Raw genomic sequence first — 20,710 nt, 5'->3', positions numbered from 1 at the left:
CGTCAGAACGTCCCGCCTTCGGGAATCACCACGGGCGCTCCGCCGTCGAGCACCGGGCCGCCCGCCGCCGCGCCGGCCGCCAGCGCCTCGGCCTCGTGCTGGATCAGGTTGATCAGCGCACCGGTGGCCGCGTACACGTCGGGCGCGAGATCGCGGAACATCGGCGTGTTCGACGCCGTGGTTCGCGTCGGCACCGTCGTGAACGCCCCACCCGGCGTGGCGCCGGGCATGTCGGCCGGAAGATACTGCGCCGCAACGTCACGGATGGTGGTCAACCACTCGATCGCCGCAGCGGCGCGCTCGTCGGCGGTCTGGGCCTCGGCGATGCCCGGGACCCGCGACTGCACCCCGGGCGCGCTCGAGGCCCCCTGCAGGAATTCGCGCAGCAGTCCCTGCGCCGACAGCGCGACGATGCCGCTGGCGGGGTCTTGCGAATGCGCGTCGTAAAGCTCACGCAGCACGCTGTAGGGCCGCAGCGAGCGCATCACCGGCGGCTCGTGCGACTGCGCGATGGCCAGCAGGATCGACTCCAGCACCGCCGGCAGCCAGTCGTAGGGAGCGTGGAACGCCGACGGCGGTGTCAGCAGCGGGTTCGGGAAGTTCAGCCACTGCCCGCTGTCGGCGTCGTAGATCCGCACCGGCTCGGTGAACGGTGACGCCGGGATCTGGATGCGGCCCAGCAGCTGGCCGACGAACCAGCCGCCGGTCATCGTGAATCGCTGCTCGTCGGTCATCGGCAGCGACGCCGAAAGTGGCCGGGAGCGACGGTATTTCCAGAAGGCGCCCCGCCCGGGCCCCGCGGTCTGCGCCCATTGCTGGGCCGCGGGCTTGAGCACCGAGTCGAACGCCAGCGGCGAGTAGTTGGGATACGAGCCGAAGATGTCGATTCGGGTGACGCTGTCCTCGTCGGACAGCGAACGCCCGTAGTTGTCCTTGGTCGCCTGGTCGATCCGCGGATTGTTGCGGATGACTTCGAACAGTTCGCGGTCCACCGGTTGACCGGCGAACGGAATCTCGGAGAACTTGTAGCGGTATTCGGTTTGCTGGCCGGGGTGGACCCGTTGCAGCGCCTGGTCGTTGACGCTGGCCAGGGGTCGCGCCAGCGACAGCGCCTCGGCGAACTTGGTGGCGATGTCGCGGCGGCGCGCCACCAACTCCGACTCCGAGGCTCCCGCCCCCTGCACGTAGTCGCGCAGCGACACCTTGCAGAATTCGGCGAACGACTCCCCCGGCCGCTCCACGTAGAGCCGGGCCCGGCGCAGCAATTCCACTGGGCGGGTGTGGATGTCGAACTGCGCGATCGAGGGCACCCGCGCGCGGCCGGTCTCCGGGTCGGTGCCCAGCGCCCGCGTGACCCACGTAGCGGTGCGCTCGATCAGCCCGCCCGGGGCGGCCACGCCGCCGGTGGTCTGCCACTCCCCCAGGATCACCCGCGTGGTGGCCTCCTCGATGGCCGACTGCAGCGGGATCATCGCGTTGGCGCCGGCCACCGCCTTCGGCAGGTCGGCCTCGTAACGCCCCTTGAAGGCGGTCGAATTGATCAGCAGCACTTCGTTGTTCGCCTCCGCGAACCGGCTGGGCACCAGTTCGTCGGCGTCCGCCGGCCAAGCCGCGTACTGGTCGGTGGCCAGGCGCGCCAGGCCCACGTCGGTCGGCGGCTCCGAGCGGGCGTTCTCCAGCTGGATCATCGCCTCGCTGAGCCGATCCCGCAGCGGCACCAGCAGTTCCAGCCCCACCACCCGCAGCACGTCGGCGATGCGGGCGGCCGCGTCGGCGAACAGCTGGCGGCGCACCGTCGCGCGGAACCCGTCCACCACGGCGGCTACCACCTGGTCGGTGTTGGTCATCACCCCGTGCAGCGATTTCAGCCCGGCGTCCACCTGCGGCGAGAACGCCACGATGTCGGGCGGGCCCATGTTGCCCAGCTGCGCAACCCCGGCGGTGAGGTGGTCATCGATGTGGCGGCGCAGCTGGTCGACGACTTCCCGCGCAAACGGCAATCCCAGCGAGGCGACGGCCGCGCCGACGACCCGTTCGAGCCGGTTGGCGAAATCCTGGTGCCACTGAAAAGCCATGGCGTAGGCCGCCTCCGCGCATGCCCGCGTCAACTCGGCGCGCCGGTTGTGCACAGCCTGCCGCATGGTCGGCACCCACTGCTCGGCGGTGACGCCTTCCGGGTTGGGCAGGTGGTTGCGCAGCTGACGGTCGATGAGGCCGTTGACGGTGGAGACGACGATGTCGGCCGTGAAGGCCTCGGTGCCGATCCAGCGGCCGAGCTGGCTCACCCGGGTCTGCTCGTCGCCGGCGCTGGGCGGCAACCCCAATTCGCCACAGAGCGCGGCCCATTGGCTGGACAGCAGCGAGTCCAACTGCTCGGTGCTCGACGCCGGGTTGCCCCGCTGCATGTGCCCGTCGAGCAGCTTGTCCACGCAGCTGCGGGCCAGGCGCTGGGCGGCGTATTCGGCGTAGCGGTCACGGCCCATGCTCAGGCTGGAGAAGCCATAGGTGCCCCAGGGCAACACATCCCACGACGAGATGCCCCAGCCCAGCAAGTCGCGATCACCCACCGGCGAGGCGGTGTTGCCTAGGTCGTAGGCGACGAACTGGTCGCTGGCCCGCCCGCTCATCATCAGCCCCGCCAGCCCACGCGCCAGTCCCCGGTACACCGCGTACTGGGAGCCGTCACCGAACAGGGTGCGGTCGGCGCCGATGTAGCGGCCGACGGGGAACACCCGCGCGAACGGAATCGGTTCTCCCTCACCGTGATGGTGGCCCAAGGCGCGCAGGATTCGCACGTCGTGTTCGCGGGCCGCACCGGACTGGCTGGCCACGATCTCGCCGAGCATCGCCAACGCGTTGGCCCGCACGCCGATGATGGCGCTCTGTGGGAGCGAGTCGAAAATGTCGGGTGTCACCATGAATACGCCCATCAGGCGGGGATCCAGACCGGTGACCAAGGTCAGCAGGCGGCACACGTCCAGCGCCATCGACGCCCCCGCACCGCCGGCCATCGACGACACCACCAACACCAGCGGCGGTTCGTTGGGGTCGAAGCGACCCATGCCCGGCACGTCGACCGTCGACATCTCGGAGACGGTCTCGACGCGAAACAGCGTGTCCCACGCCGCCTGTAGCCGGGCGTGGATCTCGGCGGCCTTGCTCAGGGTGATCATGCGCCCGATCGCCCGGTATTGCCCCGCGCCGGCCGAGATCGGGATCGACACCTCCTGCGGGCTGCGCGGTGCCCAGGTGGCGATCGTGTCCAACGCCGATTCGGCCGCCAGTCGTTGCGACAGCGCACCGTCGAGGACGGCGTAGCTGCTGCCCTGCGGTCCGCACCCGACGTAGCTGCCGCCCTGGGCGGGAACGTTCGCCAGCCCCTCCGGGCCCGACTCCGCGGCGCTCGGAACGTCGATGTGGACGAATTGCCAACCGGCTAAAAGCTTTTCGATTCCAGCGGTGTGCAGTTCGGAGCGCAGCTGGTCCATCATCAGGGACAGCGTGGCGCCGCCGGAACCGCCGCAGCCCACTACCAGGAATCGTCGCATCAGGTGCCCTCTCCGAACGGGTCGAATGGATCTGGGTCAAATCGATGGGAGGGTTGCGTCGAATCGGTCGGCGGCCCGGGCGGCGTGCCCTTTTCGCGCTCTTCACCCTCGTCGTCGTACCGGTAGCCGGCTGCCATCGTCTCGTCTTGGCGGAATATCGGTTCGGGGATCGGCCGCTCTTGTGTCTCCGCCTCATTGAAGCCGGGCGGCACCGGCCCTGTCGGCGCGTGGGGCGGCGCCGCGGGCCTCGAAGGCGCCCCCGCAGGCGCCGCCGCGAACGGCGAATCCGCGCCGCCCCCAAAGGGATCGTCTCCGGCCGAGGCGACGACGACGCCCGCCGGCGTGTCACCGAATGGGGAGGCCGCCTCGCCCGGCGCCGCGAACGCTGCGGTCATGCCGGCCTGCACGGCGCGCAACCGCAACCCGGTGAGCAGGTCGGGCAGCCGTTGCGCGACCTCCTCGTAGAGGCGCTCGCGCGCGACGGTGTCGGTGGTTCCGGCCACCAACAGCAATACCTCGGCGGCGGTCTCGGGGCCGTACGGGTTGTGCAGCAGCACCCAGGTGTTGTGCACCGCCAGCGGCAGCATCGCGCGCAAACCGGTCTTGTCCGATCCGGGCAGCTTGGACCCGACGCTGACCAGGCCCTCGGCGCCGACGACCACGTGTCCGGATCCGAACGGGCTGCGCCCCAGCGCAACCGACAGATTCACCCCGGCCACCGATAGCTGGCGGGTGCCACCGGGCGGCAGCCCGGTCACGGGTTGCACCAGATCGGTGTCGGCCATTGCGAACGGCTCACCGCCGCGCAGCACCGCGTCGTGCTCGACCTGCACCGGGATGCGTTCGGCCAGCAGCGGATTGTCGGGGATCTTGCTGACCCACCACTTCGATGCGTACAGCATCGCCAACGGGATTCCGGGACCCAGCAGCAGCGCGGCGATGAGCACCAGGATGAAGTTCGTGGTGTTGAGCGGGTTGATCATCGACGCCGTGAAGGCCACCGGCACGGTCTGGGCGTCGTCCGGGTTGTCCAGCGTCGAAACATGCACGGGCACAGTGCCGTTGAGCCCGCCGTGCCCGTTGTGGTCGGTGCGCAGGCTGACCGACAGCTGTGCGGTCTCCCCCGCCTGCACCTTCAGGCAGTGCTGGCCCGAATTCGTCGGCGAACCCACGTGCGGCGCGCCGATGCCATCCGGTGCGCCCGTCACCGTCGGGGTATCGGTGTCGCTGATCCAGGCGCAGCCCGGTCCGGTGATGTTCAGCGTCGCGGTCGCCCCCTTGGCTCCCTCGACGGTGCCGAAGTCGATGCGCTGGCCCGGGGTCGGCAGGCCGACCTTGGGCAGAATCTGCACGGGCACATCGACTTCCTGCGGCGACAACTGCGTGCCGGCGATCGGTCCGCCGTTCTGGTCGGTGGTGTTCGCGGTGGTGATCACCAGCGACATCCGCAACGTCGCGTGCCCCGGGGCCACTGTGGTCAGGTCGGCGTCGACGGGTTTGGCGATGTCATCTTTGCCCGCCGCCGTCAGCAGCGGAATCGGCGCGGCGCCATCGGGACCCAACGACGCCGACATGGTGGCCGTACCGGCCAGGTCGCTCGGGGCCATCGGCTTGCCTTGACCGTCAACCAAACCGAAGACCAGGCCCTTGAGGGTCTGGCCGCTGTGCCAGGCGACCTTGTCGGCGCCCGTCAGGGCCGGGAAGATGTCGGTGGTGATGTGAATGCTGACCTTGGACACCGCGTCGGCGTGCTGGCCGGTGGTGTCGACGTAGACGATCGCCCATTGCCCGGTCCAGTGCGGGGCGTTGCCGTTCTGCAGCGAGATCGTCTGCGCCGATTCGGATTGCCATTGGTAGCTCACCGCTACGCCGTCGACGTTGACGTTCTGGGCGCCGTCCTTCTTGGGCAGCGGCAGGGTCTGCCCGGTCGGCGAGACGAGGTAGGGTTCGACGCCGGGCACGCCGCCGGATCCCAGGATGTTGACCTCTTTGATGGACCGGTCGAGCACGAAGTTGTGCCGCGCCTCCGGGCACACCTTGATCTGGCAGACCCCGCCCTGGTCGGTCACGCCGGGGTCCGGGTTGAGCGCGTCGAACGCGAACAACATGTCGTCGATGTTGGCGACGGGAAAGAAGTCGCCCGGCACCGGATCCGTGATGGCGCCGCACGCCAAGCCCTGCAATCCCTTGCCGGTGCTGATCGCCGACATCACGTTGAAGTCACCGGGAGTCTGCTTGGCGCCCAAGCCGATTCCGAGCATGATGATGTTGCTCGACCGCAGCTGGTCGGCTAGGCCGCTGGGCCGGCAGATGGATTGCACGGCCTTCTGCGTGGTGTCGGGGATGCCGTTCGGCGAGTCCAGCGGCACCCCGTCGGCGTATGGCTTGGTGACCGGGCGGGCGGTGAAATCGATCATGCCGTCGGAGAACCAGGCGATGGCCTGGCAGCGCTGACCCTTGTCGGCCGAACCGGCGTGCGTCGTCAGCGCCTGCCGGGCGCCGTCGAGGGCCAGCCAGTAGTCGGTGTCGATGCCGGTGTTCTTCTTGGCGATCGGATCCAGCGACGCCCCAACGCTGTCCGCGGTCGAGCCGGTGAGCTGGGTCCAATCATGTTCGGGGACATAGGTATCGGAGAACCCTGCCACCGCGACGTCGAGTTTTGCGCTCACCCGGTCGGCGTATTTGCCCAGCGTCTGCACCAGGTAGCGGGCGGCCTGCACGCGCGCGGCCTGTGGGTCGGTCTGCTGCAGGCTGCTCGACTCGTCGAACAACAGCAGCAGATCCCCGTCCTTCTGCGAGGCCAGGCAGGCCCCGAATCGGCTCGCGCCCGGCGAGCCCGCCGCCGACGCGACGGGTGCCCAGCCGACCACGTTCAGTACGGCGACGAGGGCCGCGACCGCGGCCACCCGCGCGAGCGTCGGAAAGCCGTTGCGGCCGCGGGGTATTCGAGAGCAGTGGGCCACTACAACGTCCCCGCCCACAGCGCGATCTGCCACGCCCCCACGGCTATCCCGAGCAGGCAGACGGCCAGCACTATCCAATACAGCTTCGAGGTCCACGTTGGCGCCGAGTAGATGGCCTCGGTGCGGCGCCGGGTGTCGACCCGGCTGAAGACCGCCAAGGCGCCGATCGCCAGCGGCCCGGCCAGCAGCCACCCCATGATCGCGGCCGCAATCATCGGGCCGCCCAACGCGCTCGCACCGGCCAGCGCAATGCCGGCAACCCCCAGCGCCAGGGCCACCGCGAACCACACCAGCGGCGGTCCCGCCGTCGTCAGCGCGCCGATGCCCGCCGGGCTCGCGGTGAGTTGCCCGAACGCGTCACGTCCACTCGTCGGGTCGAACGCCGGTGGTGCCTGAAAAGCGTCCTGGGCTCGCGACGCGGCTGGTCGCTGGTTGGCCCACGGATCGAATCCGCCCGCAAAACCCCCACCCTGCGCCGGCTGCTGTCCGCCACCGGACTGGGCCTGCTTGCCCGGCCCGAAGTCGCTGAAGTCGAAGGGGTTTGGTGCGTTCATCGGTCTCAATACGGGTTCAGGCAGAGGGCGAAGGAACGGTCGGGAGGCGCGGCCACGTACACCGAGTTGCAGTCGTTGTTCGAGCGCACCCGCGCGGCAACCGTGTACACCCCGTCGCGGTGTTCGCAGTCGACACCGAACAAATCCAGCGCGTCATTGCCCGTGCTGTTGCGCAGCTGCAGCTCCACGCAGGTGCCTATCGGCACGGTCGCCAGGTCGAGCTTCGGGCCGCGCGGCACGGTGGTGCCCGGTGCGACCGACGTGATGACGCGCGGCGGTATCGGCCTGGGCACGGCGGAGCTGGACGCGGTCGCCGGCGTGGAATTGCTCGGGCGGGTGCCCCAATACACGCCGCCGAGGATCAGCAGGACGCACATCAGGTAGCCGATGGCCAGGCCGGCAATCGCGGCCGGGCGCCCGCGCTCGCCGCTGCGGTTGATCTGCGGCAGCGCGAGATGGCCCATGACGATGCCGGCGGGCGGAACGATCACCCCGAAGACCGGCGAGAGCACCGCCAGCGTGTTGTAGTCCGCGCGCGGCGGCTGCCCGCCGAACGGCGCACCCGGGTAGCCGACCGGGGCCGTCGGCGCGCCACCGTATGACACGGTGGGCGGCGTCCCGCCGAACGGGTCGCCGGAGGACGGCGCAAAAGGGTCTTCGCTGGGATACATCAATTCACCCCACCGGCCGTAGCGGCGAACCGCTGTGTTGAGCTACGCGAGCTGTGCGGCCCCATCTCAACCCTTGAAGTCAACGATGCAGGCGTACACGGTCTTGGTCTTGTTCCACAACGTCGTGGGGGTCTTGCAGGAGTCGTTGGACAGCAGCTGGGTCACCTGCAGCACGCCTTCGCGCACCTCGCACCTGACCGGGTAGATGGTGATGAAGTCCGCCTTCTCCGACGGGTCCGGCTTGTTCTGCTGGACCTCGATGCAGTCACCCACGTGCAGGTCGCCGACGGAGACGCTCGGGCGCTGCGCGGGCGGGGCCGTGATCACCGTGGTGCGCGGCGGGGTCGGCGGCACGTACGGGCTGGGAGCCGCCGTCTTGACCGTGTTCGAATCCGATCCGCCGCTGGTGACCAGCCACACCGCCAGCGCGCCGACCGCGAGCACGATGAAAAGGTACGAGGCCGTCAGCCCGAAGATGGCGCGGTCGCGGCCGCGCTCGTGGCGTTGGCGGATCTGGGACAGGGCCACGTGACCCAGCGCGGCACCGGCCGGCGCGAAGACGAACGCGAAGATGGCCGACAGCGTGGCCAACGTGTTGACTTTCGGCCCGGACGGGAAGGACCCGGATCCTGCGGACGGATGACCCGGCTGGTTCTGGCCGAACGAGGACCCCTGCCCCCCGAACGGATCGCCGCCGAACGGATCCTGGTAACCGCTATACGTCATCGGCGCCCCTCGATGCTGGGCCGGAGCTGGTCACCCATCCCCCTCATCAATCGCCATCCCATTCCCGGTCGACGCGCCCAGTCGGCGGCGTTCACCGTCACCACATGCCTTGAAATTCGTGACGTCCCACCGCAACAAATCAACATAGTCGGTGCAGGCACGACGCACTCTTTTTCCACGAGAAGCACCCTTCGGTACTGCTATATATAGTGGCGCGCCGCACACCCGCGCAATTTAGGTTGTGACGCGACGTTCGCTATAAGGTCGGCATCGAAGTTAACTGCGTTGCCCCGTGGCTGAGCCCAGCCCGTCGCGTAAGTTAGCTGCCGGACGTTCGAAGCGCGTCGGGTAATTAGCTCGCGCTAACCGGTCGGGGCTTTGGAGTTCAGAAAGGCGACTATCCCCTGGGTGACCGCGGCGGCATATTTCGCCCGACCGTCCGGACTTTCCATTCGCGCCAAGTCACCGGCGTTTTTCATGTTGCCCAGTTCGACCAGCACCGCGGGGTACTGGGCCAGGTTCAGCCCGGCGAGGTCGTCGCGGCCGTAGAGGCCGTCCAAGCCGATGTAGCTGGCCGGCTGTAAACCGGACTGGACCAAGGCATCCCGCATCGCGTGGGCCAGCTGCACGGCGGGCCCGGATTGGACGTCGTTCAGGGGTGGGCTGGAGTAGTTGACGTGGAATCCACTGCCGGATGCGGGCCCGCCGTCGGCGTGGATGCTCACGATCGCGTCCGGGTGCATGGCGTTGGCCGCGGCCGCGCGTTGGTCGATGCAGGGGCCGACGCCGCTGTCGCTGTCGCGCGACAGCTGGGTACGCACGCCCAGTTGGTTCAGCGAGTCGTTGATCAGCCCCACCACCGCCCAGGTGAACGCGTGCTCGGGATACCCGTCGTCGGCGGCGGCGCCCGAGGTTTGGCAGGGTTTGGTGCCGCCGCGTCCGTTGGGCACCTGCTGGTTGATCGAGGCGTCGTTGACGGCGTTGTGGCCCGGGTCGAGGAAAACCGACGTCCCGGCCACGCCGGCCCTTGCCCGCGGGACGGGCAGCAACGCTCCCGCGGCGCCGATCGCCGGCATCAGACCGGCGATTCTCAGGACGCCGCGGCGTGTCATCGATCGCGAGGCACCGGGGCGGTCACTCACCGCGCGATGGTAGCAATCAGGGCTCTTCGACGGCAGCCATCAGGGCATCACCCACACACTTCAGGAAGGTGGCCGGCACGCTGTAGCCACACGTCACCATCCTCAGCCTGCCCTGGTAAGTGGTAACTCCGGTCAGATACTCGCCGTCGGTCTGGCTGAGCACCACCGGTCCCCACACCGCCGTCGGGCGCAAAGGGCTTGCGCCGCCGAGGTTTTGCACACCGAGGTTGGTGACCATGATGTCCCACGGGCTGATCCGGCTGAAAAGCGCCTCCGCATCGTCGGTGTCGGCGTCGATGGTGATCATCTGCTCGAGCGCCATTGAGCTGGTGCGGATTCCGGAGGCCGACCGGGCGACCTTCAGATGTGCGGTCATCGCGCGGGCCTGCTCCCAGAACGGTGTCCCGTCCCACGGTGCGTGCCCCGTCGCGGTCGGCACGATACGCATGGCGCAGCCCCCCTCGATTCCGAGAATCGGCCGCACGTTGATGGGGTGGAGGACGCGGACGAACTCCGCCCCGCGGTCGGTGGCGCGCACTCGGCACATCGCCGCCACCAGCGCCGCGTGCACCGTGGTGCTTTCCGCGCGGCAACGCCGCACCAGTGCCGCGGTGTCCGCGTGGGTCATGGCCATTTTGCGCACGTTGGTCAAGGCACCGTCGAACGGACGGATGGTGCTGGGCTCGCTCATTCTCGGATCGCCCGATAGCGCGGTGGGGTCCAGCGGGCCGGCCGCGAGCGTGTTGGCGATCAGGTCCTCTTGGGCTTGTGGCACAGGCGAACTCGTCATGGTGCGTCCGTTGAGCGCGGAGAGCAGGTCGGTGAGCACGACGATGGAACTGATTCCGTCGGCCATCGTATGGTCGAACGTGAGCAACAACGCGCTACGCGACGGGCCCTGCAGCAACGAGGCACGCATCAGTGGCGCACGCGACCGGTCGAACGGTCGGCGCAGCTCCTCGGCCGCGGCAGCCCGCCACGCCAGTTCCGGATCGCTTCGGACGGTCAGCTCGATGGGCGCGACGGTCGCCGCACGGTAGAAGCCCAGGCGGATGCCGGGCCGGTCCTCCACGTGTACCGACAGCAGCGGATGCCGTCGCTGGACGGCGGCCAGGGCGGTACGCAGGTTGTCCGCGTGGAGCGCCTCGCCGAATTCCGCCACGATCGAGAAGTGAGCGGGGTTGCGCTCGCTGTACCGGTAGAAGAGCCGCTCCGCGGCTCCGAGGGGGCGAACGAGAGTTGCATGGTCGTGCTGCGGACTGTTGACGATCACCGAACCTCCAAACGCCGGAAAAGCACTGCGACACAATGCAGACGGTCTCCCGGCCGAATCGGTTCAAGTCTCCTGCCGCCCCCTTGGCCCCCGGCCCCCTTGGATGAGCCACGTTTCCCACACATCGCGACATCGCGCCGACTTGCGCGCGTCAACCGCAACGCCGGCGCACACCGCTGGATATCGCCATACTAAATAGTATGTTATGGTCTTCGGCATGTCCGTGGTTGAAAGCCGCCCGCTGCACGGCGTCACCGATGAATTCGTTGCGCGGCTGGCCGATCGCGCCGACGAGGCCGAGCGATTTCGGCGCCTGCCCGCGGCGACGATCAGCGACTTCCGGCAGACCGATCTGTTCCGGTTGCTGCTGCCCGCCCGGTTCGGCGGCATCCAGGCCCCGTTTCCCGAACTGCTGCAACCGATTCGACGAATGGCGCACGGCTGCGCGTCGAGCGCCTGGACGTTGGGTTTCTACGCGCTGCACAACTGGCTGCTGTCGCTGTTCGATCCGCGCGTTCAGGACGAGGTCTTCGAGTCGGGACCCGTGCTGGCGCCGGCTCCCCTGGCTCCCACCGGCCGTGCCGCTCCGGCTGACGGCGGGGTGCGCCTGACCGGTAGGTGGTCCTGGGCGACGGGCGCGATGGATGCCGACTGGGTGATCGTCGGCGCGCTCGTCGAACGGCAGGACCGGATCGATCCGGCGTTGGCCGTGGTGCCCGCCGAGCAGGTCGAGGTCGTCGACACCTGGCACACGGCCGGCATGCGCGGCACCGGCTCGCACGATCTCGTCATCACCGACGCCCTGGTGCCCGAGCATCGATTGGTCGCCGTGGCCGACATCTACGGCGGGACGGCGCCGGGCGCGCGCGAGCACGGCGTCCCGACGTACCGGTGGCCGCTGGTCCCGGCGCTGGCGCTGACGGCGTCCATGCCCGTGCTAGGCGCCGCGGAGCGGGTGACCGAACTCTTCGCCGAGCGGCTCAGCGGGCGGGTGCTGGCGTACAGCGGGGTGGCGCAAAAAGATCAGCCCGCCGCGCAGATCCGGCTGGGCGAGGCCCGGGTGCGGCTGAGCTCGCTGCGGGCCTTGGTCGACAAGACGGCCGACGACATCGAGGCGATCGTGGTGAGCGGGGAATGGGTGAGCCGATCGGTGCGGGCCGACGCGCGCCTGGCGGCCGCGCGCACCGTGCACGAAAGTCGGGCGATCATCGCCGATCTCATGGAGGCGTCCGGCGCCAGTGTGCACTTCCTGTCGAGCCCTATGCAGCGGGCTAAGCGCGATGTGGACATCGCCGCGGGGCACGTCGTGTTCGACTACGACACCAGTCGAGAGTTGGCCGGCGCCTTGGCGATTGGCGCGAAGATCTCACCCATCGCCATGATCTGAGCCGGCGGTCTCGCCCAGCATCAGGGCCAGGAACCGTTCTCGTTGAGCCACCGATTGGGCCTCTTCGGCCGAGCTGGTGAGGTGCAGCAGTCCGATTCCCGCCGCGAAGGTCAGTTCGGCGCGCAGCTTCGCGTCCTCGCCGCTGAAACCGTAGTCGCGGTAAGCCTTTATCACGGTTCGTAGTAGGAGCCGGTCAGTGGCGCGGATGTTTTCGGCGGCCACCGGATCCAAGCGGGCCCATTCGCGCATTGCCCGCTCGAGCATCCAGTATTGCGGGCTGACCAGGGTTTGGGTCAGGGCCGACAGGCGTTCCCGGGGCGGCAGCGCGTCGAGCTCGGAGAGCGCCTGGCGGTCGCGTTCGAGGAAGTTGTTCCACGACTCGATCAGCGCGGTCCGATAGTTTTCGATGTCCTCGAAGTGCCAGTAGAAGCTGCCGCGGGTGACGCCCGCCTGCTGGCAGAGGCGTTCGACTTTGAGTGCGCGCACCCCCTCTTCGGCGAGCACCGTGTAGCCCACCTCGAGCCAGTCTTCGGCTGACAGGCGGGTCGAGGGCTGCTTTCGCACCACCACACCATGCAGATTACGGGAGGCGTTACCGGCTCGTCGGCGGAATCGGGAGTCGGGCGGTGTCATCGAGGTCGACGTCGAGCGCGTTGAGCATCAGCGCCAGGCCCGCATATCGGTTAATCACCATCAACGCTTCCATGGTGGCCTCCGAGCCGAGGGCCGCGTGGACCTGGTCGAAGAGTGGGGCCGCGACGTGGCGGGTGGTCACCAGTTCGGTCGTCAGTCGCAGCACCGCAAGCTCGGTGGGGTCGAATTGTCCGGTTTGCCAGTCGGACTCGGAGGTGATGGCGTCGATGGTGGCGGTGTCGAGTCCGACCGTCTGTGCGACGTCTCGGTGCTGGCCGAGTTCGTAGGCGCAGTCCATGAGATAGGCGGTGCGCAGCACGATCAGTTCGCGAAGCCTTCGCGGCAGCACCGGGCTGCTCAGGGCGGCGTCGCCGGCCAGCATCCAGCCGCTGAACACCTTCTCGGCGTTGGCCAGTGCGCGATAGACGTTGAGATTGCCGCGCCGCGCGGTCAATTCGCGGGCGAGTTCGGTCATGTCTTCCGGTTGGCGATACGGGATGCGGGTCATGTCGCGTCGATGTCGAGGTCGACGGCGTTGAGCACCAGCGCCAGGCCGTAGTAGCAGCTGACGATCATCAGCAGTTCGGTGAGCGCCTCGTCGCCGAGCAGGGCGTGGGCGGTGGCGAAGGTGGCGTCGCTGAGTCGGCGGGTGGCGCACAGTTCGGTGATGGTGTCGATGACGGTGCGCTCGTCTGGGCTGAATCCGGCCGCGTCCAGGTCGGCTTTGTTTTGTAGGGCGTCGATTTGTGTTTCGTTGAGTCCGGCTTTGCGGCCGAATCCCACGTGCTGGGCGAGTTCATAGGGCGAGTCCTGCATGTGGGCCACCCGCAGGATGATGATTTCGCGCATCCGCGGGGTGAAGGTGGGGCTTTCGAAGAGCTGGCCGGCCATCTGTGCCCAGCTCTCGAATATGTTGGGGGCGTTGGCGATTAGTCGAAGCACATCGAGGGTGTTGAGGCGGGTCAGCAGCTGCCGGATCTGTTCCGGTTGGTCGTCTGCTTTGACCAGGGGCATTCGCGCCATCCGCCGAGGCCCTTTCTCGTCAAGGAATGACTCCTCGAACGATTTGGATGTAACGCCGGCGATTGCGTTTGACTGCAGGTTATTTTCGCTTTCGGGATCGCCGACCAATCACTTGGTCACGATAGCCGAGTTGTAGTTTGGGGCCCACGCCCGCTCGAAGACGGCGATCGGAACCTGCTCGTCGCGGCCGGTACTGATACCGCTGTCGTTGAGATGCACCACCCCGGCCTTGCTGTCAATGCCGGTGACCACCACGAAGTGGTTCGCAGAGTTCCGCTTCCGGGGTCGGTTCCAAATTGTCTCGGCATTGAGGATCGCGATGACCTTGTGGTTTCCCGCCAGCTTGCGCGCCACAACGTCGGTATCGGTCTGAATGTTGTCGGCTCTGATCCAGTAGTGCCACAGCAGTACTGGAAGGTCGGCGATATTGGTGGTGCCCGCGGGCGTCCAGATCGGCCCATGCCCCGTTGTGCTCGGTGTGTTTTCGGCCAAAGTGATCATCTGCTGCTCTGTCGGCTCGCGTCCCGTGATCTGGCCGACCACATCGGCCACTGCCATTTCCCCACAGTCGGAAGCGTGTTGCTCGCGCCAGTAGGGCGCGGCGGCGACGGGATCGCCATACATTCCCAATTCATGATCGGCGTCGGGGACAGGAGCGCCCGGGTTGGCATGCACCCCAGCAGCCAATATCACCGGCGACGCTGCAATGGTGGCGGACAACAAAACGACCCGGCCGACCGTTCGTGCGGCGACCTTTGCCCGCGAGGTGCTCGTCATGGGTGTCCGCTCCGGGGCCGCCGCGACGGCGTGCAGATGTGAAATCAGGTTGGGGCCCTGGACGGAGATTGACAGAAAGTCGGCGAAATTCCGTACCGACACGCGGACAGGTATGCCATGAGATCAAGCTGGTAGCGGTTGGGCCCCAGACTGTTCGGGCACGACGAGCGCCCCGACGACCAGTGCGAACTCGCTGATACGGTGCGCTTTCGTAGGTTCCTTCGCACAACGTGGCGCCCCGAGAAACTCAGCTCACTTTGTCCAGACCGACGGCAGTCAATCACCAACGCGTTGTTGACGCCGCAGGCGCCGCTGTCGCCCAACGTCACGTCCAGACCGGCGAGCACCTTGACGACGTGCTCGCCGCCGTTAGGCCCACAGCGGCGCTCCAGCCGACGTCGCGTGGTGACCCGGCCGGTGCACTCGAGCGGCGACTGCATCTTGTGCGAATCGTCCACTTGCTCAGGACGCTCGCTTCGTCATCGGTATGCTGACTGCGGTGACGCTGCGGACTGCATGTATGAGTTGTGACTGCATCGAGATCGCTTTAATACTCAAGCAATACGATCGTCGATGGCCAGCCGAGCGCCTGACTGGCTGGCGCACGGGACGTCGGCGTAGTCGATTTGGACCAGCCTACAAGCGTGCAGTTACGTCGGATGCGCGTACATCCCTAAGCTCGGGGGCCATGGCTGATTCGCGTCGTTCGCACTGGCCGGAGCGGGCGCCTCGGTGGCCTGCATTGCTACCCACATGCAGCGTGCGGCCCGCATGGTCGGTGAGGTCGTCGGTCGGCGCGGTCTGCCGTCGCTATTGTCGCCGACATGATCGACCCCGGGCGGGTCGGTCGGGATCGATGACGACGTCAGGGCGACCCGTGGCGACGTCGACGTGTGCCTCGACAACGTCCGTGTTGCGGCCCGATCCAAGGTCGAGAACTCCACCCCCCACTTGTGCGCCTTAGTCGCCCTTGCTGACCCAAACCGTCGCCTTCGCGACCGTGTCACTAGACAGAACTGCCGAACGCGGCAGATTTCCTTCTGACGATCTCCAACCTAGTCACCCGTGTCGGCGTCTTGGCCTAAAGTTGCGGCAAGTAATTGCGCTGTGTGTCTGCGGTGCCGCATCGAGGCCGCTCGTGGATCGGCTGAGCGCTTGGGGAGGAACCGGAGGTTAAGCTTTGGCGGCCAGTGCTGACATGGTGGCGGCTGCCCATGTCTCTGAGATAGCTGCCGCAGACGTGCCCGGGGGCCCGAGCATAAGTCAGACGATCTTGCTGCCAAGCCTGGAGGCGCTTTTGTCGCTACTACCGGCAGCCTCCTCCGCCCTGGACTACCGGTCAGCCGTCGTTGATGACAACGTTCTCGGCAAAGAAACCGATAGCGGACGCAAACGCGTGTTTCGTCAGTTGCGTGAATTGTATGCGCTCGATCCATCAAACCTTCTTTTTCGGGCGTTGCGAGACCTTTGGCACTACGGGGTGGAAGGCCGGCCCTTGTTGGCGTTGTTGTGCGCGATTGGACGAGACCGGCTGTTGCGAGCATCGTCGTCGGTCATCCTGGCGTCTGAGGTCGGCTCCGAGGTGCAACGAGGCTCGTTCGAGCGAGCCATCGAGCAATCCTTTCCGGCCATTTACAAGACGAGCATTCGTCAGAAGGTCGGTCGGAACGTTTATTCGTCTTGGGAGCAGTCGGGGCATCTCGTAAAGGAGGCACGGAACAGAAAGATCCGAGCACGAGCTACGTGTACGCCTACCGCCGTTGCTTATGCTCTGATGTTAGGGCATCTGGAGGGACACCGCGGGCAAGCCCTCTTCGCAACGCTGTGGTCCAGGCTCCTCGATCGCCCCACGTCGCAACTCGTCGAGCTGGCCGCAACGGCGTCGCAATTAAGTATGATCGAGTTTCGCCATGCCGGCGGTGTCTTAGAGGTGAGCTTCGGCAGGCTGCTCCGCCCATTCGATGCCGAATTGGGGGCCGTCGATTGAGCTACATCGATGACCTCCTGTCGGCGTACCGCCGAACCGTTTCCCTCCCTTGGCAGCAGAACCTAGCTCCGCCGCAGCGGGTGTGGATGGTCATCTATCCGCCCGAGTACGAACGTCGGCTCCGATTGCATCTTCCGGCGTTCAAGGCGGTCACCACAGAAAGCCAACACAGTTGGAACCTCATCGATATAACGACATCATTCGAACGCTGGATGGGCGCGCATGCCTATCGCGATGCCTACTTTGAGGATCCCGATCTCCTCGAAACCGCGATGCCAGCATTCTTCGACGAACTGGCGACTACAGTCCGCGGGCATTTAACGGCTTACGCCGCGAAAGACGGCGTTGCGGCGCTGCTCGGCGCCGGGGCCCTGTTTGGTCTCGGTGATGTCGTGAAGATTTCGGCGTTGCTTAATGCCGTCAACGACGCAATCGTTGGACGGCTGCTGGTTTTCTTTCCCGGCCAACACGAAGGCAACAACTACAGGCTACTTGACGCCCGAGACGGATGGGACTACATGGCAATCCCGATCACTGCGAATGGAAGTGCTTCATGACAGTCACAAATAAGCAAATCTTCTTACAAGATCCTACCGAGGCCAAGATTCCCAACGACGGAGTCGCGAAGGTGGTCCGCCCCGAAACCGAACAGCAATGGGACGTACTCCGTTGGGAACTAAAGAGCTTCGTGTGCGACGGTCAGTATGCTCGTGGCTTGGAACGCATCTTGGGTAGCTTCCTTAGGAATTTGAGCCAGCCCAAGCAGCCTGCAGTGTGGGTGAGCGGCTTCTACGGTAGCGGAAAATCACACTTGGTCAGAGTGTTCGAATACCTATGGCGCGACGTCGAACTGCCAGGCGGCGAGCGTGCACGCGACCTCGTGACGATATCTGACGACATCCGCGATCACCTGACTGAACTAAGCGCAGTCGGCAAGCGATACGGCGGATTATGGTCCGCTGCAGGCACCTTGGCTGCAGGGAAGAGCAATGCAGCGCGCCTTGCTTTTCTGTCCGTATTGTTTGAAAGCGCTGGTTTACCCGAGGAATATGCGCGGGCGAGGTTCACTCTCTGGGCCAGCGAGAACGGGTACCTCGACTCCGTCCGAGCTGCCGTCGAAGCCGCGGGGCGGACGTACGCCAAGGAGATCCATGACCTGTATGTCTCACCGATAATTGCTCAAGCGCTGCTCGAAGTCGACTCCAGCCTTGGGGATTCGATCAAAGATGTGAGGGATCTTCTCAAGACCCAGTTCCCGCCGACTACCAGAGACATCACCGATGACCAAACGTTCGATGTCATCGACGACGCCCTGCGGCTGCAGTCGGCCACAGCTGACAGACTGCCACTTACGCTTGTCGTACTCGACGAGATGCAACAATATATTGGCGACGACAACGAGAAGGCTCTGACCGTTCAGAATATTGTTGAAGGGTGCTCGGAACGATTCGGAAGCCAGATTCTAGTAGTCGCGACTGGCCAGAGCGCTCTAACGGCGACGCCAACACTGCAGAAGCTAACCGATCGATTCACCGTCCCAATTGCGCTGTCAGACACTGATGTTGAGTCAGTGGTTCGAGAAGTCGTCCTCCGTAAGAAGCCGGAACACATCTCCGAATTGAAATCCACTCTAGAAGATGTCAGTGGGGAGATCGACCAGCAGCTTGGCGGAACACAACTCGCCGCAAAAGCAGCGGACAAGTCCGTTCTCGTCGCGGACTATCCGCTCCTACCCACACGCCGACGATTTTGGGAATTGGCCCTGCGGGCGATCGACCGTGCAGGCAAAGCTGGCGTGCTTCGCACTCAGCTCCGGATCGTGCACGAGGCGGCAGCTGAAGTTGCGAACTCACCGATCGGAAACGTAGTCGGCGCCGACTTCCTATACAAAGAGCAATCTCCCGGCATGCTGCAGTCAGGCGTGCTTTTGAAAGAAGTAGACGAACTCATCGCCGGGATGCGCACAACCGGCAAAGATGGCGAACTCAAAGCCCGCATTTGCTCACTTGTTTTCCTCATCACACAGATCCCGAGTCGCACGGTGAGCGGGGAGACAGGGCTGCGAGCGACGGCTCCACTCCTTACTGATCTGTTGGTGGAAGATCTCACGAACGATCGTGCTCGGCTCCACAAGCGAGTTCCCGAACTTCTCGACGAACTTGTAGCAGAAGGCCGACTTATGTGGACGGGAGAGGAATACCATCTTCAAACGGAAGAGGGTGCTGAGTGGGAGAAAGATTACCGTGGTCGTCTCGCTGCCGTTCGGGATGACGCTGCTCGTGTTAGCCAATTACGTGTCGAGCGCCTGGGTGTAGCCGTTGAGTCGGCGCTCTCTGGGCTCAAGCTAGTCCAAGGTGTTAGCAAGGCGCCTAGGGTGATCCACACCCATTGGGGTCAAGCGGAACCATCCGCAGATGACGGCGACGTGCCAGTCTGGATCCGCGATGAATGGTCCGTGACCGAGTCCGCTGTGCGGACGTCGGCTGCCGAGGCGGGCGATGAGAGTCCTACCATCTTCGTATTGCTCCCTAAACACGACGCAGCTCAGATTAAGGACGTCCTCGCAAGTTACGCCGCGGCCGACGACACATTACGTAGACCCACGCCACAAACCGATGAAGGTCGCGCAGCTCAACAAGCAATGAGGACACGCCTGGCCTCTGATGAGCAACGCCTAACAAGCCTTTTCCAATCGGTGGTAGCGCGTGCCCGTGTCTACCAGGGCGGCGGCGCTGAAGTCACAACGTCATCGTTGCGTGACGGCGTCGAAGTGGCCGCCAATCGCTCGCTGGTAAGGCTCTTTCCGAAGTTCGGCATCGCTGACAACGCCAACTGGGGCAAGGTCGTGACCAAAGCGCGCGACGGCGCTCCCGACGCGCTAGAGGAGGTTGGTTACCACGGCGAACCCGCTGCCAACCCGGTCTGCAAGGAAGTATTGGCGGCGATTACTCCGAGCGGATCCAAGGGTGTTGATCTCCACCGAAGATTCGCTGCTCCTCGTTTCGGATGGCCGCGGGACGCGGTAAACGGCGCTTTACTTACTCTTCTCGGAGCTGGCAATATTCGCGCTGCGTTGGAAGGTAAGGATCTAGCGGGACCGCGAGAAGTTCAGCCAAGTCAAATCACCAAGGTAATTTTCTTTAAGGAGGATGAACCGCCGTCAGTCGCTCAGCGCCTAGCCGTGAAGGGGTTGCTGACGGCCGCTACGATTCCGTATGAGTCGGGGCAGGAAGGCGCACAGATCCCCGCGCTGCTGCAGCACCTCAAAGACCTCGCTGCTCAATGTGGAGGGGAGCCACCGCTTCCACAACGGCCCGCTACAGACCACATCGACGCGTTGTTGGCTTTGTCGGGGAACCAGCGGTTCCGAACAGTTGCAGACGAGCATGAACAGCTCAGTACACGGTTAGCACAGTGGCAGGCTCGAGCTCAGCAGCGCAAGAAGCGGGAAGCCGTCTGGCATGAACTCCAACGTTTAGTTCGGCATGCTGAGGGCCTGGGCCTGGCGGCCGACATTGCGCCTGCGATCAATGCCATCGCAGAAGCGCGGCAGCTCCTCGATGACCCTGATCCCGTCACACCGCTGGTTGCAATGGTCACCAGCGCCCTCCGTGCAGAATTGGAGCGATTAGCAGTCGATCTCGGCGCAGCACGCCAAACTGCCATAGCCGAACTTGAGGCGTGGGACGGTTGGGCGGAGCTGAGTCCTGCTGATCGGGCCTCGATACTTGAGGACTCCGGTTTGAATTTTGTGGATAGTCCGAGGGCGACATCGAACGATGAGTTATTGCGAGTGCTCGATGACACGCCACTCCGATCATGGAACGATCGCATCAGCCTTATACCAGGCCGCAGAGACCAAGCACGTCTTCGCGCGGCAAAACAGCTTGAGCCGGAAAGCATTTCGGTGACGCCGCCGTCAGCAACGATCCGAACGACAGAGGACCTCGAGGCCTACGTTGACGACGTCCGTAATCGGATAAGGCCGCACCTCGATGCAAACAAGACAGTCATTATCTGAGGCGC

The 20,710-nt window shown here is 65.6% G+C and carries 15 protein-coding genes; 4 read left to right on the top strand and 11 right to left on the bottom strand.

The window, feature by feature from the left end; genetic code table 11:
• Positions 1 to 2 precede the first annotated feature (2 nt).
• The 7 genes from AC5Y30_RS01805 to AC5Y30_RS01775 all read right to left on the bottom strand — a co-directional run bounded on the left by AC5Y30_RS01805 (position 3) and on the right by AC5Y30_RS01775 (position 10,877).
• The gene (locus AC5Y30_RS01805) at positions 3 to 3,548 is read right to left on the bottom strand and encodes a tubulin-like doman-containing protein (protein WP_499915777.1); all 3,546 of its coding nucleotides are present in this window, start codon (positions 3,546 to 3,548) and stop codon (positions 3 to 5) included.
• Positions 3,548 to 6,454 (bottom strand): vWA domain-containing protein, encoded by a 2,907-nt coding sequence (locus AC5Y30_RS01800; RefSeq protein WP_499915776.1) that lies wholly within the window; start codon positions 6,452 to 6,454, stop codon positions 3,548 to 3,550. Before AC5Y30_RS01800 ends, AC5Y30_RS01805 begins: the two co-directional genes overlap by 1 nt.
• Before the next feature lie 56 nt (positions 6,455 to 6,510).
• Positions 6,511 to 7,065: a hypothetical protein gene (locus AC5Y30_RS01795; protein WP_499915774.1), complete on the bottom strand. Its 555-nt coding sequence runs from the start codon at positions 7,063 to 7,065 to the stop codon at positions 6,511 to 6,513.
• Between the two features lie 5 nt (positions 7,066 to 7,070).
• Positions 7,071 to 7,736: a DUF4190 domain-containing protein gene (locus tag AC5Y30_RS01790; RefSeq protein WP_499915772.1), complete on the bottom strand. Its 666-nt coding sequence runs from the start codon at positions 7,734 to 7,736 to the stop codon at positions 7,071 to 7,073.
• 66 nt (positions 7,737 to 7,802) lie between these two features.
• The gene (locus AC5Y30_RS01785; protein WP_499915770.1) at positions 7,803 to 8,462 is read right to left on the bottom strand and encodes a DUF4190 domain-containing protein; all 660 of its coding nucleotides are present in this window, start codon (positions 8,460 to 8,462) and stop codon (positions 7,803 to 7,805) included.
• A gap of 362 nt (positions 8,463 to 8,824) precedes the next feature.
• Positions 8,825 to 9,604 (bottom strand): Rv3717 family N-acetylmuramoyl-L-alanine amidase, encoded by a 780-nt coding sequence (locus tag AC5Y30_RS01780; RefSeq protein WP_499915768.1) that lies wholly within the window; start codon positions 9,602 to 9,604, stop codon positions 8,825 to 8,827.
• Between the two features lie 16 nt (positions 9,605 to 9,620).
• On the bottom strand, positions 9,621 to 10,877 hold the full coding sequence (locus tag AC5Y30_RS01775) for a condensation domain-containing protein (RefSeq protein WP_499915766.1): 1,257 nt from the start codon (positions 10,875 to 10,877) through the stop codon (positions 9,621 to 9,623).
• A gap of 217 nt (positions 10,878 to 11,094) precedes the next feature.
• Here AC5Y30_RS01775 and AC5Y30_RS01770 point away from each other — a divergent pair, with 217 nt between their 5' ends.
• On the top strand, positions 11,095 to 12,264 hold the full coding sequence (locus tag AC5Y30_RS01770; protein ID WP_499915764.1) for an acyl-CoA dehydrogenase family protein: 1,170 nt from the start codon (positions 11,095 to 11,097) through the stop codon (positions 12,262 to 12,264).
• On the opposite strand, the gene AC5Y30_RS01765 is transcribed toward AC5Y30_RS01770, so the two are convergent.
• The 4 genes from AC5Y30_RS01765 to AC5Y30_RS01750 all read right to left on the bottom strand — a co-directional run bounded on the left by AC5Y30_RS01765 (position 12,244) and on the right by AC5Y30_RS01750 (position 14,697).
• Entirely contained in the window at positions 12,244 to 12,780 is a 537-nt protein-coding gene (locus AC5Y30_RS01765) for a TetR/AcrR family transcriptional regulator (RefSeq protein WP_499916722.1), read from the bottom strand. The genes AC5Y30_RS01770 and AC5Y30_RS01765 overlap by 21 nt on opposite strands.
• A 76-nt stretch (positions 12,781 to 12,856) precedes the next feature.
• Complete coding sequence (locus AC5Y30_RS01760) at positions 12,857 to 13,405, bottom strand: carboxymuconolactone decarboxylase family protein (protein ID WP_499915762.1); 549 nt, start codon at positions 13,403 to 13,405, stop codon at positions 12,857 to 12,859.
• Positions 13,402 to 13,920 (bottom strand): carboxymuconolactone decarboxylase family protein, encoded by a 519-nt coding sequence (locus AC5Y30_RS01755; protein ID WP_499915760.1) that lies wholly within the window; start codon positions 13,918 to 13,920, stop codon positions 13,402 to 13,404. The genes AC5Y30_RS01760 and AC5Y30_RS01755 overlap by 4 nt, the downstream gene beginning before the upstream one ends.
• Positions 13,921 to 14,028: 108 nt before the next feature.
• Positions 14,029 to 14,697 (bottom strand): C39 family peptidase, encoded by a 669-nt coding sequence (locus AC5Y30_RS01750; RefSeq protein ID WP_499915758.1) that lies wholly within the window; start codon positions 14,695 to 14,697, stop codon positions 14,029 to 14,031.
• Between the two features lie 1,273 nt (positions 14,698 to 15,970).
• Here AC5Y30_RS01750 and AC5Y30_RS01745 point away from each other — a divergent pair.
• From AC5Y30_RS01745 to brxC, 3 genes are read left to right on the top strand one after another with little or no spacing between them, the layout of a single operon-like run.
• Complete coding sequence (locus tag AC5Y30_RS01745; RefSeq protein ID WP_499915756.1) at positions 15,971 to 16,684, top strand: hypothetical protein; 714 nt, start codon at positions 15,971 to 15,973, stop codon at positions 16,682 to 16,684.
• Positions 16,681 to 17,241, top strand: coding sequence for a hypothetical protein (locus AC5Y30_RS01740; protein WP_499915754.1), 561 nt, complete (start codon positions 16,681 to 16,683; stop codon positions 17,239 to 17,241). Before AC5Y30_RS01745 ends, AC5Y30_RS01740 begins: the two co-directional genes overlap by 4 nt.
• On the top strand, positions 17,238 to 20,705 hold the full coding sequence (gene brxC / locus AC5Y30_RS01735; protein ID WP_499915751.1) for a BREX system P-loop protein BrxC: 3,468 nt from the start codon (positions 17,238 to 17,240) through the stop codon (positions 20,703 to 20,705). The genes AC5Y30_RS01740 and brxC overlap by 4 nt, the downstream gene beginning before the upstream one ends.
• Positions 20,706 to 20,710 lie beyond the last annotated feature (5 nt).

The sequence above is a fragment of the Mycobacterium sp. NGS27 genome (genome assembly GCF_059813005.1).
Note: the sequence above shows the minus strand (reverse complement) of the source record. Positions and strands in the feature narration are given on the sequence as shown.

What these genes read in the sequence shown, in the direction of transcription:
- AC5Y30_RS01805 (WP_499915777.1), bottom strand. Translation starts at nt 3,548, where the DNA reads ATGCGACGATTCCTGGTAGTGGGCTGCGGCGGTTCCGGCGGCGCCACG.
- AC5Y30_RS01795 (WP_499915774.1), bottom strand. Translation starts at nt 7,065, where the DNA reads ATGAACGCACCAAACCCCTTCGACTTCAGCGACTTCGGGCCGGGCAAG.
- AC5Y30_RS01790 (WP_499915772.1), bottom strand. Translation starts at nt 7,736, where the DNA reads ATGTATCCCAGCGAAGACCCTTTTGCGCCGTCCTCCGGCGACCCGTTC.
- AC5Y30_RS01785 (WP_499915770.1), bottom strand. Translation starts at nt 8,462, where the DNA reads ATGACGTATAGCGGTTACCAGGATCCGTTCGGCGGCGATCCGTTCGGG.
- AC5Y30_RS01770 (WP_499915764.1), top strand. Translation starts at nt 11,095, where the DNA reads ATGTCCGTGGTTGAAAGCCGCCCGCTGCACGGCGTCACCGATGAATTC.
- AC5Y30_RS01760 (WP_499915762.1), bottom strand. Translation starts at nt 13,405, where the DNA reads ATGACCCGCATCCCGTATCGCCAACCGGAAGACATGACCGAACTCGCC.
- AC5Y30_RS01755 (WP_499915760.1), bottom strand. Translation starts at nt 13,920, where the DNA reads ATGGCGCGAATGCCCCTGGTCAAAGCAGACGACCAACCGGAACAGATC.
- AC5Y30_RS01750 (WP_499915758.1), bottom strand. Translation starts at nt 14,697, where the DNA reads ATGACGAGCACCTCGCGGGCAAAGGTCGCCGCACGAACGGTCGGCCGG.
- brxC (WP_499915751.1), top strand. Translation starts at nt 17,238, where the DNA reads ATGACAGTCACAAATAAGCAAATCTTCTTACAAGATCCTACCGAGGCC.